The following is a 15,087-nucleotide window of genomic DNA, read 5'->3' as shown; positions in this document are numbered from 1 at the left end:
TGTCCGGCCTTTCTTTGCAGGCTCTGTAGTAAAATGTTTTTCACAATAATTTGCGTATGTCATGATAAAGAAGGCACAGTTCAGAGCTGATCCATCCGGGACTGCAGAGTTCAGTGCAGAAATTATTTCCAACGGGTAAAGGCATACCATTCATGAAGAAACTTAATAGTTTCTCTATAGTGCTGACAGCCATGCTGGTATCAGGTTGTTCTTCAGTTCAATATTCATGGCAGCCCGGGGCGGCTGAATCGGTTCCTGCCCAGGTCAGTCACGAGCCGCAAGAGCCGGTAGCTTCTTTTGAACCTGATACCCTTTACGATCTGCTCGTGGCCGAATTGGGCGGGCAGCGTAAGCGTTATGATCTGGCGCTGGGGTATTATCTCAAACAGGCTCATAAGACTCAGGACAAGGGAGTTGCCAAACGGGCCTATCAAATCAGTCAGGTCGTCGGGGCTCGCCAGGCATCTCTGGATGCGGCGTTACTCTGGGCCAAGCTGGATGATAAAAATGCTGCCGCATTGCAAGCTGGTGCTATTGAACTGATCAGGGCGGGTCAACTGGATCGAGCCGTTGAGCAGATGAGAGACGTTCTGGCTTTGGAAGGTGAGGCTAATTTTGATTTCCTCGCAGCCAGTGCCCTGGAGCTTCCTGAAGATGAAAGGGTGCAATTGCTGAGCACCTTTGACAGCATTCTTAAGGATTATCCCGGTCATCGGTCGCTGAAGCTGGGTAAGGCCATTTTGTTGCTTCAGGATAATCAGTTGCAAGCAGCGATCAAGATCTGTGATCAGCTTCTTGCTAAGGAGCCGGACTACGTCAAGGCTATCATACTCAAGGGTCGCATCCTCAATAAGATGGACAAAGGTGATGAGGCTGAGAAAATGCTGGCTGATGCCGTCAAAAAGTATCCGGATATTCCTCGTCTGCGTCTGATTTATGCCAGTGTACTGGTGCATCTGGATAAGCTTGGCGAGGCTCGCGAACAGTTTCAGGTGCTCCTGAATCAGTCACCCTTCGATGTTGAGATGCTGTTGTCTCTGGCTCTGATTTCACTTGAGAGCGGGATGGTGGCAGAGTCTGAAAGCTATTTTAAACAGCTATTGGCTCTGGGACAGAGAAAAAGTACCGCTCATTATTATCTGGGATGGATATCAGAACAGAAAGGGCATTATGAACAGGCCCGGAAGTCTTTTCTGAACGTGATGCCAGGTAAGGAGTTCATGATGTCACGGGTCGCGCTTATCCAGATGCTGCTCAAGCAGGGTAAAATGGCAGAGGCCCGACAGCAATTGGAAGAAGACCGCAACCGATTCCCGGTACATGCTGTTCAGCTTTATTTGCTCGAGACAGAAATTCTGGTGAATGCCGGAGAACTTGACGATGCTCTGAAGCTGTTTTCAGACGCCGTATTGCGCTACCCCGAGAATGTTAACCTGCTCTATGGTCGGGCCATGGTGTTTGAGAAAATGGGAAGAATCAAGGATCTTGAGTCAGATCTGCGTGCCATTATCAAGTTTCAGCCCGAAAATGCGGCCGCTCTGAATGCGCTTGGCTACACCCTGGCGGATCGTACTGATCGCTTTGAAGAGGCAAGAGAGTTGATCGAGAAGGCCTATGTCCTGGATGAAGATGATCCTGCCATTATGGACAGCATGGGTTGGGTACAATATCGTCTGGGTAACTATCAGGCTGCTCTTGTTTATCTCAAAAACGCCTATGATAAGTATCCCGATCATGAGGTAGCGGCTCATCTGGGCGAGGTGCTTTGGGCCCTTGGGCGGAAAGAAGATGCACGAGCTTTGTGGGACGAGGCTTTGCAGATGACTCCGGACAGTGACGTTCTGAAAGAGACCCGAGAGCGATTGGAAAAGCAGCATAAAGAGGCCGATGCTTTAGCGGACCCCAAGGTTTCCATCGTCAAGTAAGCCTGCTGGATTATCTATCATAACGGGCCTGGCGGCCCGTTCACTCAACGCAAAAACTGGCAAGTTGTATGCAGATACCGTTTTCAACTTCATACCTGACTGACTCTTCATTAACAACAAAACTGTCTATTCTTGTGATTTTTGCCCTGCTTCTCTCTGGTTGCGCCACGGCTCCCAAACCGGAAAAAGGGCTTTCAGAAGCTCAGCGTCAGTCATTGTGGAAAGCTCATCAACAGCAGCTCTCAGAACTGGATTATTGGCACTTGACAGGGCGACTGGGGTTGAGAGTCCCTGGAGACTCCGGAACCTTATCTCTGGAATGGCAACAGAGTAAAGAGAACTATCTTATCTATCTGGATGGTCCCCTGGGACAGACAGTGGCAAAAATTAATGGTCAACCGGGCTCAGTAGAACTGGAAGCCTCAGGTAAGCGTTATCCAGGCCAGAGTCCTGAGAAATTGCTGTTTGAGCTGACCGGTTGGGATTTACCTGTCAGTCTGCTGCGATATTGGGTCATGGGGCTGCCCAGTCCTGATACCAGAGCCACTATCCGGTTAAATAATCAGGGTTATCCTGTGCTGATTACACAGCAGGGGTGGCAGGTTGAATATTTGCAGTACGAGGACTTCTCCGGAATAACCTTGCCTGTCAGGATAAAAGTCCGACAGGGTGAGGTGCAGGCAACTCTGTTTGCCAGAAGATGGCAGCTAAAATAGGCTTTCATCTTTAATTTCTCTTCTGCTATCGGGCAGAAGTTGCTTGATAGTTCATGATCGCAATTTCAGGATGGTTCGTTGATGTCGTCTTCAACTCTGGTTTTGCCTGCTCCGGCCAAGCTAAATCTTTTCTTGCACATAATCGGACGTCGAGAAGATGGTTATCATCAGCTCCAGACCGTTTTCCAGTTTTTGGATTTTGCCGATGAGCTGACCTTCGAAAATCATGACGAGTTATTACTGGATTGTAACCTTCCAGAGCTGGTCGCTGATGACAATCTCGTTCTCAAGGCTGCCCGTCTTTTACAAACTCATACAGGCTGTGAAAAAGGCGTCAGAATTACGCTCCTTAAACGTCTGCCCATGGGCGGTGGAATTGGGGGCGGCAGCTCCGATGCGGCCACAACACTCCATGGTCTGAATCTATTGTGGGGGTTGGGACTGGACGAAGACACACTGGCAGAGCTGGGACTGAAATTGGGAGCTGATGTTCCGGTATTTGTTCGGGGTCATGCTGCTTTTGCTGAGGGGGTTGGCGAGAAGCTTACTCCTGTCAGTCCTGAAGAAAATTGGTACCTGGTTCTCAAACCTGACTGCCATGTCAACACTACCGAAATGTTCCGTCATCAGGAATTGACAAGAGATACTCGTCCCATTAAAGTTTCCGCCGCATTGAACCGGCTGCATGGAAATGAGCTGACCAATGACTTTCAGCCATTGGTTCGAAGGCTTTATCCGGAAGTTGATAAATGTTTAGTGCTGTTGGATAATTCCGGAAATTCGAGCGTGGGGCAGGCCATGATGAGCGGTTCGGGTGCCTGTGTGTTTATGCCGTTTGCCAGTCGTAAAGAGGCGGAAGCGACTCTGGCAGAAATCGACTCTGACGTTGATGGTTTCGTTGCCAGTGGTGTCAATACATCTCCGCTTCACAACTCGATCAGTCAACTGCGATCATGTGTGAATTAAACTCCATTATCCAGCTTACAGTGACTGTAAATTATGTTACTGGGGTGTCGCCAAGCGGTAAGGCAGCAGGTTTTGATCCTGCCATGCGGGGGTTCGAATCCCTCCACCCCAGCCACTGTTTAGAATCCTATCTTACAGATAGCTCTCTCCACTGTTTTATGAGACGTAACGCTCAGGACAAAACATTCACCTTCGAAACATTCGATGGTAATGGTTCCAATCCAGGCAGACAAAAACAGGATGTGACGCTCATTGCTGTCGGCGATGGGCGGTCAGCTCCTTTGGTGAAGAGCTACATCCACCCACGACTACGACCAGAGCAAGGTATTTATTCGTGTCCAAAATGATGGTGTTTGCCGGCAACTCAAATCCGGAGCTGGTGCACAAGGTTGTCAATCACCTGCATATTCCCCTGGGCAAGGCCTATGTTGGCCGTTTCAGTGACGGCGAAATTGCAGTAGAAATTCAGGAAAACGTCCGTGGTCGTGATGTTTTTATCATCCAGTCCACCTGCGCCCCTACCAACGACAACCTGATGGAGTTGTTGGTTATGGCAGACGCCATGCGTCGCTCCTCTGCGGTTCGCATCACAGCGGTGCTGCCTTACTTTGGTTACGCTCGTCAGGATCGTCGTCCGCGCTCTTCCCGTGTACCAATCAGTGCCAAAGTCGTCGCTGACATGATTGCCGGAGTGGGTGTGGATCGTGTCCTGACAGTCGACCTGCACGCTGACCAGATTCAGGGCTTCTTCGACATTCCTGTGGACAACGTTTACGGTTCTCCTATTCTGCTGGATGATATGGAGCGTCAGGGTTACGAGAACCTGATGGTGGTATCACCCGATCACGGTGGTGTAGTTCGTGCCCGTGCTGTGGCTAAGCGCCTGAATACCGATCTGGCGATCATCGACAAGCGTCGCCCTGAAGCCAATAAATCTGAAGTAATGAACATTATCGGTGATGTTAGCGGCCGTACCTCTGTGCTGGTCGATGATATGGTCGACACGGCCGGTACCCTGTGCGCTGCTGCAGCTGCGCTGAAGTCCAAAGGCGCTACCAAGGTGATTGCCTACTGTACTCATCCTGTTCTGTCTGGCCGTGCTCTGGAAAATGTGGCTAACTCCGAGCTGGACGAACTGGTAGTGACCAACACGATTCCTCTGAGCCCCGCTGCCCAGGCTTTGGGTCGGATTCGCCAACTGGATATGTCGCCTCTGCTGGCTGAGTCTGTTCGCAGAATCAGTAACGCTGAATCCATCAGTGCGATGTTCCAGTAATTTCAGGGAATTGGCAAAAGCGCAGTAAGCCCTCGCCCAGGTGAGGGTATCGCAAGGCTCCTAGCGTGGGAGCCAGTTCAACGGACATTCAGTGCTTCATCACGGTAGCGCAAGAATGGTTCCAGAAAAAATGCCAGCAGTCGGCGTCTACCGGTTTTCACCTCGGCAGAGACCATCATATCTACATGCAAAGGTTCATTCTGACCGTTAACATTGACAAATTGCTGGTTCAATCGGATGTATACCGGATACATCAATCCCTGCTCGCCCTGGTTCCGGGCATCTTTGGAAACCAGCTCAACTACGCCGTGTAAATAGCCAAAAAATGTATAGGGAAACGTTTCTATTTTGATATCGGCCGCCATCTGCGCCTTCACAAAACCGATGTCCTTGTTTTCCACCATAACTTCGGCCTGCAGCTCCGCTTTGTCCGGAACCAACGACATCAAAGTCACAGCCGGCTGGATCACCGAGCCGTAACCCAGCGCCGAAAATTGTTGTATCGTACCGTCTTCCGGTGCCCGGATATAACAATTCTGGTTGTGTTCCCTGGCTTTGATAATGTTGTTTTGTAGTTCAGTGATCTTATCACTGAACTCATTAAGTTTTTCCATGCGTTCATGACGAAATGCTTTTTGTCTACTTTCTTTTTCACTGACAAGCGCTGCCAGCTCTGCCTTTGCTTCATTCTGGCGACTCTGTTGGACCTGCAGCTGCTGGCTGGTATCCAGCTGTTTTTCCCTGGTGGCCAGCCACTCCAGTCGTGACACAAGACCTTTGTCTAATAATTGCCGGGTCGCTTTTTCATTTTCCAGATGCAGGGGGTTAAGTATCTGCAGTCGGTCAATTTCGGCCTGAATCGCCATAACCTTTGCCCGACGCTGATCGATTTGCTGCACTACGGATTGATTGCTGCTCTGATAATGCTGGTAGTCATAATCCAGTAACTGTTGCTGGCGAAACCACTGGTCAGGGCTTGGCTTTCCCGAGAGCGGCAGCTTAGCCTGGCTAATCCATTGCTGCAGGTTGGGAGGTGGCGCCAGAGGCGTTTCCGTTGCCGATTCAAGCAACAATTGCAATCGCCTGACATTGAGTTGGTTTTGCAGCAACATGGCTTCAATCTGGCGAATATCAGCTTCTGGCTCGGTGGGGTTCAGTTTGATCAGTAATTGGTTTTTATAAACATGCTCACCTTCTGTGACATAGATGGTATCCACTCGGCCAGCAATCAGTGATTGTACTTCCTTGACCTTGCCCACTGGTATTATTCTGCCGTTGGCGGTGACTTCGGTGTCAATAAAGCTGAACCAGCTCCAGAGCAAAACAAAGGTCAGCAGGGCACAAATCAGCAACATCAGGACATGAGCGAACGGTGACGGTGGTGATTCGAGAATTTCAACAGCGGCCGGCAGAAACTCCAGCTCATCTTTTTTGCGCCTGACCCGAGGATGTTTTTTCTCATGGTGCAGGCTGTCTCTGATCAGCGTGAGAATGCGTCCCAATTGTTTAAACTCTTTGTGTTACATCAATTTGTGAAGACCACAGCTGGGCATAGCGTCCCTGCTGTTGAACCAGCTCATCATGGCTGCCATCTTCTTCAATAACCCCTTTTTCGATCACTATAATCCGATCACAACGACGGATAGTTGAGAGTCGATGGGCGATGATGATGACGGTGCGGCCTTTGCTGATAGCCCGCATGTTGTCCTGAATAATTTTTTCTGACTCATAATCCAGAGCCGATGTCGCTTCATCAAAAATCAGGATATTGGGCTGGGTGGCCAGTGCTCTTGCTATGGCCAGGCGTTGAAGCTGACCGCCGGACAGCCCTGCGCCGCGCTCACCCAGCTCAGAATTGTAGCCATGGGGCATTTCGATAATGAAATCATGAGCTCCGGCCAGTTGGGCTGAAGCGATGACCGACTCCATATCCAGGGTTGGATTCCCAAGAGCAATATTGTCTCGAATGGTGCCATTAAAGAGCACGCTGTCCTGAAGGACGACACCAATCTGGCGTCGGATCCAGGCTGGGTTTAATAGTGAAAGGTTGGCACCATCAATATAAACCTTGCCACTTTCTGGTATGAAGAGCCGCTGGATCAGCTTGGTCAGCGTTGACTTACCAGAGCCTGAACGGCCAGCAATGCCGATCACCTGTCCTGCAGGAATGTCCAGGTCAATGCGGTTCAGTACTGCGGGGTTCGCAGGGCTGTAGCGAAAAACAACATTCTCAAGCCTGATGGCTCCTTTCATTACCGGAGGTGAGGATTGACTTAAATGACTCTGGGGTTCGGTAGGAGCATTGATGATGTCACCGAGGCGGTCGATGGCAATGCGAAATTGCTGAAAGTCCTGCCAGAGCTGAGCTAGCCTCAGGATGGGGGCAGAAATCTGTCCTGAAATCATATTGAAGGCGATCAGTTCGCCTACCGTCATATGCCCGTGAATGACCTCCAGAGATCCTTGCCACATCAACAGAGCGGTGACCAGCTTGCTCACCAGCTGCACCGACTGACTGCCGTACATGCCAGTCACCACCGAGCGAAAAGAAGCCTGAGCAAAACCGGCCAGCTGATTTTCCCAGCGCTGGCGCATCTGGGGTTCGATGGCCATGGATTTAAGGGTCTCTACACCGGTCAGGGTTTCGGTCAAAAATGCCTGGTTGATGGCACTGCGGTGAAACAATTCCTCGGTTCTCTGGCGCAGGCGGGGAGTAATCAAAATAGAAATGATAATATAGATCGGAATTGAGCCAATCACGATCCAGGCCAGCCGACTGGAATAGAAGAACATGACAACAATAAACAACAAACTGAAAAACAGGTCTATGACCAGGGTGAGAGCGCTGCTGGTGAGGAAATTACGCACATTTTCCAGCTCACGCACACGAGCCACAACCTGACCCACTGGTCGACTCTGAAAGAAAGCAACAGGAAGTTTCAGCAGGTGCCGGAATAACCGGGTACCCAGTTCAACATCAACCCGGTTGGTGGTATGTGAAAAAACATAGGTTCTCAAGCCATCCAGCATAACCTCAAACAGGGAAATAGCCAGCAGCGCTACAACCAGTACATTCAGCGTCATTTCTGCCCGGTGAACCAGCACTTTGTCCATCACCACCTGAAAAACAAGTGGCGTCAGCAGGGCAAATAGCTGCATGAAAAAAGAAGCAACCAATATGTCCCTGAACAGTTTTCGAAACTTGACAATAGCCGGTATAAACCAGCTGATATCAAAGTGCTGATTGTTGTCTGGCAGAACACTTCGATCAGTCATTAAAATGGCCTGGCCACCCCAACGACTCCAGAGCTCATCTAAAGAAATGGACTCTGGTCTCATTCCTTCCCGTTGAATTAATGCTTTACCATCACTGACGGCAGCAATAATGAAAAACTGCTCGTTTTTGTCTATGGCAATAAACGGACAGTGTATTTTAGTTAATCGCTGTCGCCTGATTCTGACTTGTCTGGCTCTTAGTTTGAGTTGTTTGAGAGCCCTGAGCATCGTCAGTGGGGTCAGGTCTTCTCCCTCGGGGCAGAACTCATGTTTGATGACGCTGATGTCGATGGTTTTCTTCAGGTATTGCATCATCAACAAAAAGCAAAACAAGCCACTTCCGGCAGATGGCTCGGTATCAGCATCTGTAGTGCTCATTGGAAAAATCCTTAGTCCTGATTTGTGTTGCCAAACGACGCTTTAACCTGAAGGTGCAATCCCGTAATACGTTACAGCTGTTCAGTTGAGTCTCACAGTGTAGACATCTCCGCTGGTTACGTTACAAATTTTTTGCGTATCACAAAATTGGTACGTCCCTTCAATGAGTTTGATGTGAACAATCCACGTTCATCCTGAGCGGAGTCGAAGGGCGCTCAGGGTGAACGGAGTTTGGGCACCATTGATAATCTGGTGCGTGGTAACGAGGAGTGTACGGATATCAGAGCTTGGCTGCACTAGCCCGGATATTTCCATCCATAACTCCATTTAGGATCTATATTCCCTGTTCAGTCACTGTATCTGGGAAATCATCATGAAAAAAACATTCAACCTGTTTCCGTTACTTTTGTGTTTGTTTTATTCGACGGCACAGGCCAGCCCCCCCTCACAAAATGATTTTGATTTTCTTAAGCCCTTTAATGACAGCGCATTGGTGGAAAACGGGCTTGAGTTAACGGAAAGTATTGCCGGGCTCTCTTTGTCTACCCTGATCAATCTGGGTATCTGGTGGGGTGTGTGCAAAACGCCGGGAATAGTCTCCGGGCTTTCAGGCAAATATGACCCGGCGGCATCGGATACAAAGGAGCTGGAGGCGCTGAAAACGGATTTCTGTTTGCAACTGGCTCCCGTGGCGACTGCCGCTGAAGTGGCGCTGGCCGGGCATGTGTCTCCCTGGCCCATGGAGTTCTGGTGGAAACCTCTGTATTTTGCCGGTGCAGGAATGGCAGCTGCCGTCGTTTCCCAAACAAGGGAGTTCGTACCTGTCGCGGTCTTTACCTACTTTGCGTCAGAAGCGGTATCAAGAACTTTAGCCAGCACTACGTGGGTGTTAATGCTAAGAAAAATGAGCGTAAGGGATATTAGAACTGAATGGTATGGGGCTTGGGAAGACGCAATATTATCTGCGCTTAGTGTGGTTATTGCAGGCGGTGTCGCCTACAAAGCTATGATTCATAATGGCTTCAGTTCAACAAAAGGGATTATTCTTGCTTCTGTTGTCAGCGCAGCGATTGCAGGGGCCCTCTCGGGAATTATTCCAGGGTCAATAATGGATGTGGACGGACAGACAATGACTGGGATTGGAGCAGCCGACGCCACACACATAGCCGCAGTCCGGGCCCGAGGCGTACCCGGACGCATGTACGCAGACGCAACCTCAGTCTTGGTCTTAGCCGGAGGCCTGGCCGTAAAGATAATCGAAATAATCGAAACTGGAACCTTAGCTCAATCCATAGATCCATCTCTATCCGGGGTTTTTGCTTTAGGCGGAGCTTTAGTCGGATCCGTAGCCGGAATGGGAGCTGCAGCTGAAGCCAAAGTCGAACCCGAAAAAGGAGTGATGGTCGGAGCCTTTGTCATAACCCTGAGCGGATTCGGAGTTTTGCTTATGCTGGACCGTTCGAAGATAACCTCAGACAACCCCTTTATCACAGCCAGTGTTACTTTGGTGCCTGCGTTGACTTTCGCTGTTATCAATAGTCTTTCAAACTACGCTGTTTATGGCTATCCACTGGAACAAAGCCTTTCAGAGACCGGCTGGACTCAGTGGAAAAAGTTCTATGCGCCCCTGGATTATCTCTCGACTCTGTTTAACTGACAGATTCAATAAAACTGCTGACTCATGGGCTGACTTATTACCGCACTTTGTATTTAGTGCCTGCCCGAAAACCCACAAGTAATCCGATGCAGCAGGCAGCAGCCTCATTGAAATGGCGTACTAAACGTTCTTTTGCAGGCAGACTCTCAATTAAGCGTGCTACTTTATCGAATGGGCGTAAATTCCGTAGTTTGAAAGGGTGTCAACTTGAATACTGATATTGTACGTAAAGTTTCTGCCTGCTTTGCGGCTCTCGTGGGCCGCGCCTGCTGTACCGTAATTTTTCTTGTTCTTGGGATGCCTTCTCTCGGGTTTGGACTGACATTGATTGATAATGTGTTGTTGCGTGAAACCTACCAGTTTGCAAATGAGACTCAATGGTTTGGTGCGCCTGCGGGCATTGCATTATTTGCCAAAAAAAACAATGTGATAGTAGGTTCTCAAGCCATCCAGCGTAACCTCGAACAGGGAAATGGCCAGCAGGGCGATAACCAGTACATTCAGCGTCATTTCTGCCCGGTGAACCAGCACTTTGTCCATCACCACCTGAAAAACAAGTGGCGTCAGCAGGGCAAATAGCTGCATGAAAAAAGAAGCAACCAATATGTCCCTGAACAGTTTTCGAAACTTGACAATAGCCGGTATAAACCAGCTGATATCGAAGTGTTGATTTTTGCCTGGCAGAATACTTCGATCAGTAATTAAAATGGCCTGGCCATGCCAATGACTCCAGAGTTTATCCAAAGAAACTGACTCAGGTCTCATTCCCTCCCGTTGAATCAATGCTTTGCCATCGCTGATGGCGGCAATAATGAAAAACTGCTCGTTTTTGTCTATGGCAATAAACGGGCAGTGTATTTTAGTTAATCGCTGCCGCCTGATTCTGACTTGTCTGGCTCTTAGTTTGAGTTGCTTGAGAGCCCTGAGCATCGTCAGTGGGGTCAGGTCATCTCCCTCGGGGCAGAACTCATGTTTAATGACATTAATGTCAATGGTTTTCTTCAGGTATTGCATCATCAACAAAAAGCAAAACAAGCCACTCCCGGCAGATGGCTCGGTATCAGCATCTGTAGTGCCCATTGGCAATATCCTTAGTCCTGATTTGTGTTGCTAAACGACGCTTTAACCTTAAGATGCAATCCTGTCATACTTTGCAGCTGTTCAGTTGAGTCTCACAGTGTAGACATCTCCGCTGGTTCCGTTACAAATTTTTTGCGTATCACAAAAACTAGTGCAGCTAAGCCTTGATATCCATACAGCCCCCCCCTCGTTCATCCTGAGCGGAGTCGAAGGATGCGGACTCTGAACTAACAAAGACCGTGCCAACCACCCTTCGACTCCGCTCAGGGTGAACGGAGTTTGGGCGCCATTGATAATCTGGTGCGTGGTAACGAGGAGTGTACGGATATCAGAGCTTGGCTGCACTAGTTAAAGATATTTCCATCCATAACTCCATTTAGGATCTATATTCCCTGTTCAGTCACTGTATCTGGGAAATCATCATGAAAAAAACATTCAACCTGTTTCCGTTACTTTTGTGTTTGTTTTATTCGACGGCACAGGCCAGCCCCCCCTCACAAAATGATTTTGATTTTCTTAAGCCCTTTAATGACAGCGCATTGGTGGAAAACGGGCTTGAGTTAACGGAAAGTATTGCCGGGCTCTCTTTGTCTACCCTGCTCAATCTGGGTATCTGGTGGGGTGTGTGTAAAACGCCGGGAATAGTCTCCGGGCTTTCAGGCAAATATGACCCGGCGGCATCGGATACAAAGGAGCTGGAGGCGCTGAAAACGGATGTCTGTTTGCAACTGGCTCCCGTGGCGACTGCCGCTGAAGTGGCGCTGGCCGGGCATGTGTCTCCCTGGCCCATGGGGTTCTGGTGGAAACCTCTGTATTTTGCTGGTGCAGGAATGGCAGCTGCCGTCGTTTCCCAAACAAGGGAGTTCGTACCTGTCGCGGTCTTTACCTACTTTGCGTCAGAAGCGGTATCAAGAACTTTAGCCAGCACTACGTGGGTGTTAATGCTAAGAAAAATGAGCGTAAGGGATATTAGAACTGAATGGTATGGGGCTTGGGAAGACGCAATATTATCTGCGCTTAGTGTGGTTATTGCAGGCGGTGTCGCCTACAAAGCTATGATTCATAATGGCTTCAGTTCAACAAAAGGGATTATTCTTGCTTCTGTTGTCAGCGCAGCGATTGCAGGTGCCCTCTCGGGAATTATTCCAGGGTCAATAATGGATGTGGACGGACAGACAAAGACTGGGATTGGAGCAGCCGACGCCACACACATAGCCGCAGTCCGGGCCCGAGGCGTACCCGGACGCATGTACGCAGCCGCAACCTCAGCCGTGGTCTTAGCCGGAGGCCTGGCCGTAAAGATAATCGAAATAATCGAAACTGGAACCTTAGCTCAATCCATAGATCCATCTCTATCCGGGGTCTTCGCTTTAGACGGAGCTTTAGTCGGATCCGTAGCCGGAATGGGAGCTGCAGCTGAAGCCAAAGTCGAACCCGAAAAAGGAGTGATGGTCGCAGCCTCTGTCATAACCCTGAGCGGATTCGGAGTTTTGCTTATGCTGGACCGTTCGAAGATAACCTCAGACAACCCCTTTATCACAGCCGGTGTTACTTTGGTGCCTGCGTTGACTTTCGCTGTTATCAATAGTCTTTCAAACTACGCTGTTTATGGCTATCCACTGGAACAAAGCCTTTCAGAGACCGGCTGGACTCAGTGGAAAAAGTTCTATGCGCCCCTGGATTATCTCTCGACTCTGTTTAACTGACAGATTCAATAAAACTGCTGACTCATGGGCTGACTTATTACCGCACTTTGTATTTAGTGCCTGCCCGAAAACCCACAAGTAATCCGATGCAGCAGGCAGCAGCCTCATTGAAATGGCGTACTAAACGTTCTTTTGCAGGCAGACTCTCAATTAAGCGTGCTACTTTATCGAATGGGCGTAAATTCCGTAGTTTGAAAGGGTGTCAACTTGAATACTGATATTGTACGTAAAGTTTCTGCCTGCTTTGCGGCTCTCGTGGGCCGCGCCTGCTGTACCGTAATTTTTCTTGTTCTTGGGATGCCTTCTCTCGGGTTTGGACTGACATTGATTGATAATGTGTTGTTGCGTGAAACCTACCAGTTTGCAAATGAGACTCAATGGTTTGGTGCGCCTGCGGGCATTGCATTATTTGCCAAAAAAAACAATGTGATAGTGGTTGTTATTAATGACAGGGGGCTTTGTCTTGCGTTCCAATGTTCAGAGGATTCTGACCAGTGTGTTGTGCAAACGACGACCCAGATATCATCCAACTCAAGACAACATCGAAGTCTGGTTAAAAATAAAAACTGTTTCTATGTATCCAGCGACTCGGGTCAAGAGGGAGGAAGTATTGGCAGCTTCAGTTGGGAACAGGGACAGCTGACCACGGGCCCTTTAGTGGCGTTTGCTGGTGTTTCATCTCTAGGGGTGAGTCCAGATGGCAAATGGCTTGCCGCTTGCTCCCTGCTCATGGGTGAGTTGCGGGTTTATCAGCAGGAAAAAAACTGTCAAACGGGATCATTCCAACGCTTTGGTGGACAAAGTCACTATCTTTTTCGCCAGGGCTGCTCCTCTGCCAGTTTCAATAAGGACAGCACGCAATTGTGTGTCAGTTGGGCGTTTGACAACCAGCTAGCCTGCTTTGAGCAATCGGCTGAAGACTGGCGGCCTGTCACCATACTGACACCGGCTATTGATGAGGTTGTTATTGACCAACCTGTAGGGGTCATCTTCGCAGATGCACACTTGTTGGTTATCCATAGGGGTGGAGAGATAGTTTTATGCCCTCCTGAGGTTGTTAATCAATTCACTGGCACTGGTCCTGCTCACTATTCCTATCAGGCCCTTGGTTGTCGACTGTATTCCCATCAATGCCAAACCGCTACCGGCAAGCAGGCAACGACCCAACAGGTTTGCTCGTTAAGTGCGTGTGAGAATGCCATTTTTTCATCGGACGGGGAAGGCGTCGAGAATACCATCGAGTCAAGCTGGCCAGACTTGGGAAAACTGGATGAAATCCGGCAATACGACAATAATACTTTTTTGATTGCTGGCGAGCGGGGCTTGCACGTTGTTCGGTTTGACAATGGTAGCCTCTGTTATCAAACAACTCTGACCAGTCGCCAGGGAAGTGACGGTTGGCCAGGAAACCGAATTACCTTTGACTTCAGCAGTGGCCTGCTGGTGTTCGGCAATCGCTTTGATCGTTCCGTCCATCTCCTGAGGATTCATCAGGCGGGTCTGCCCCTTGAATCGTCTTCACCATTGCTGGTCGCTTCGATGGTGCCGCTTCTTACCACGTTGTTTAACGCTGTTGCTATTTTGCGATGCTGGTGATTCACTTTTTGTTGGCTTTAGAATACTCGCCCGATTTTTAAATTGCGTATTGACTTGGCCCTTAGGTCGGCTAAGATCACCAATAACGCGGCCCCTTTCGGTAAAACTGCTCGCAGGGAAATCGCTAAGGGGTTTTTTATTGCCCTGAATATCGTGTTTTCCCCAGTGTTCCCAGCCATCAATGGTTCCTATGCCTTTCAGATTCAGGCCAATGGCTTGTAGGTCTGGAAAGTCGTTCAGTAGATGTTCACTAAGTCTTGATCACCAGGTTGACGTCGGGTTAATAGTTGTCAGCAAATGTTGAATAACGCAAAACAGAAAGAAAGGGCGAGCCAGAGCTTGCTCTTTGCCTCTGAACTGGTCAAGTACCGCAACCTCTCCAATGGGTGTTAGTTTTGCCTGGTCAATAATATTCCGGTTCCAGAGTCGGCTGTGGTGAGCACAGACATTTCTCAGATAATTGAGGCTTCGTAGCCAGGAGGCAAAGTACGACCATTCCTAACCCCGTATT

General features: G+C 49.2%; 11 protein-coding genes and 1 tRNA gene. 8 read left to right on the top strand and 4 right to left on the bottom strand.

From position 1 onward, the window contains the following. Window positions 1–152: 152 nt before the first annotated feature. The 5 genes from ACOMHB_RS20005 to ACOMHB_RS19985 all read left to right on the top strand — a co-directional run bounded on the left by ACOMHB_RS20005 (window position 153) and on the right by ACOMHB_RS19985 (window position 4,883). Complete coding sequence (locus tag ACOMHB_RS20005; protein WP_422452422.1) at window positions 153–1,925, top strand: tetratricopeptide repeat protein; 1,773 nt, start codon at window positions 153–155, stop codon at window positions 1,923–1,925. Window positions 1,926–1,993: 68 nt separating this feature from the next. Next, the gene (lolB, locus tag ACOMHB_RS20000; protein WP_422134833.1) at window positions 1,994–2,641 is read left to right on the top strand and encodes a lipoprotein insertase outer membrane protein LolB; all 648 of its coding nucleotides are present in this window, start codon (window positions 1,994–1,996) and stop codon (window positions 2,639–2,641) included. Between the two features lie 81 nt (window positions 2,642–2,722). Beyond that, entirely contained in the window at window positions 2,723–3,607 is an 885-nt protein-coding gene (ispE, locus tag ACOMHB_RS19995) for a 4-(cytidine 5'-diphospho)-2-C-methyl-D-erythritol kinase (RefSeq protein WP_422138680.1), read from the top strand. 40 nt (window positions 3,608–3,647) lie between these two features. Next, window positions 3,648–3,722, top strand: a tRNA-Gln gene (locus ACOMHB_RS19990). Window positions 3,723–3,941: 219 nt separating this feature from the next. Next, window positions 3,942–4,883 (top strand): ribose-phosphate pyrophosphokinase, encoded by a 942-nt coding sequence (locus tag ACOMHB_RS19985; RefSeq protein ID WP_317145524.1) that lies wholly within the window; start codon window positions 3,942–3,944, stop codon window positions 4,881–4,883. Between the two features lie 77 nt (window positions 4,884–4,960). Here ACOMHB_RS19985 and ACOMHB_RS19980 read toward each other — a convergent pair whose 3' ends face one another. After that, the gene (locus ACOMHB_RS19980) at window positions 4,961–6,385 is read right to left on the bottom strand and encodes an HlyD family type I secretion periplasmic adaptor subunit (RefSeq protein WP_448217942.1); all 1,425 of its coding nucleotides are present in this window, start codon (window positions 6,383–6,385) and stop codon (window positions 4,961–4,963) included. A gap of 4 nt (window positions 6,386–6,389) precedes the next feature. Continuing rightward, window positions 6,390–8,537, bottom strand: a complete 2,148-nt coding sequence (locus ACOMHB_RS19975) for a type I secretion system permease/ATPase (protein WP_448217941.1) — start codon at window positions 8,535–8,537, stop codon at window positions 6,390–6,392. A 373-nt stretch (window positions 8,538–8,910) separates the two neighbouring features. Between ACOMHB_RS19975 and ACOMHB_RS19970 the strand changes: the two genes are divergently transcribed. Then, window positions 8,911–10,194: a hypothetical protein gene (locus tag ACOMHB_RS19970; RefSeq protein ID WP_448217940.1), complete on the top strand. Its 1,284-nt coding sequence runs from the start codon at window positions 8,911–8,913 to the stop codon at window positions 10,192–10,194. Window positions 10,195–10,599: 405 nt separating this feature from the next. Here the strand turns inward: ACOMHB_RS19970 and ACOMHB_RS19965 are convergent, their stop codons facing one another. Beyond that, complete coding sequence (locus tag ACOMHB_RS19965; RefSeq protein ID WP_448217939.1) at window positions 10,600–11,274, bottom strand: cysteine peptidase family C39 domain-containing protein; 675 nt, start codon at window positions 11,272–11,274, stop codon at window positions 10,600–10,602. A gap of 422 nt (window positions 11,275–11,696) precedes the next feature. Here ACOMHB_RS19965 and ACOMHB_RS19960 point away from each other — a divergent pair, with 422 nt between their 5' ends. Then, complete coding sequence (locus tag ACOMHB_RS19960) at window positions 11,697–12,980, top strand: hypothetical protein (protein ID WP_448217938.1); 1,284 nt, start codon at window positions 11,697–11,699, stop codon at window positions 12,978–12,980. A 207-nt stretch (window positions 12,981–13,187) separates the two neighbouring features. Continuing rightward, complete coding sequence (locus ACOMHB_RS19955; RefSeq protein ID WP_448217937.1) at window positions 13,188–14,576, top strand: hypothetical protein; 1,389 nt, start codon at window positions 13,188–13,190, stop codon at window positions 14,574–14,576. Window positions 14,577–14,837: 261 nt separating this feature from the next. Here the strand turns inward: ACOMHB_RS19955 and ACOMHB_RS19950 are convergent, their stop codons facing one another. Then, the gene (locus tag ACOMHB_RS19950) at window positions 14,838–15,032 is read right to left on the bottom strand and encodes a hypothetical protein (protein WP_448218656.1); all 195 of its coding nucleotides are present in this window, start codon (window positions 15,030–15,032) and stop codon (window positions 14,838–14,840) included. Window positions 15,033–15,087: the final 55 nt, after the last annotated feature.

The organism is Endozoicomonas sp. 2B-B, assembly GCF_053470045.1.
This window is presented reverse-complemented; position numbering and strand designations above follow the sequence as displayed.

Coding starts and splice junctions, on each gene's coding strand:
- lolB (WP_422134833.1), top strand. CDS start 1,994: ATGCAGATACCGTTTTCAACTTCATACCTGACTGACTCTTCATTAACA.
- ACOMHB_RS19965 (WP_448217939.1), bottom strand. CDS start 11,274: ATGGGCACTACAGATGCTGATACCGAGCCATCTGCCGGGAGTGGCTTG.
- ACOMHB_RS20005 (WP_422452422.1), top strand. CDS start 153: ATGAAGAAACTTAATAGTTTCTCTATAGTGCTGACAGCCATGCTGGTA.
- ACOMHB_RS19960 (WP_448217938.1), top strand. CDS start 11,697: ATGAAAAAAACATTCAACCTGTTTCCGTTACTTTTGTGTTTGTTTTAT.
- ACOMHB_RS19970 (WP_448217940.1), top strand. CDS start 8,911: ATGAAAAAAACATTCAACCTGTTTCCGTTACTTTTGTGTTTGTTTTAT.
- ACOMHB_RS19975 (WP_448217941.1), bottom strand. CDS start 8,537: ATGAGCACTACAGATGCTGATACCGAGCCATCTGCCGGAAGTGGCTTG.
- ispE (WP_422138680.1), top strand. CDS start 2,723: ATGTCGTCTTCAACTCTGGTTTTGCCTGCTCCGGCCAAGCTAAATCTT.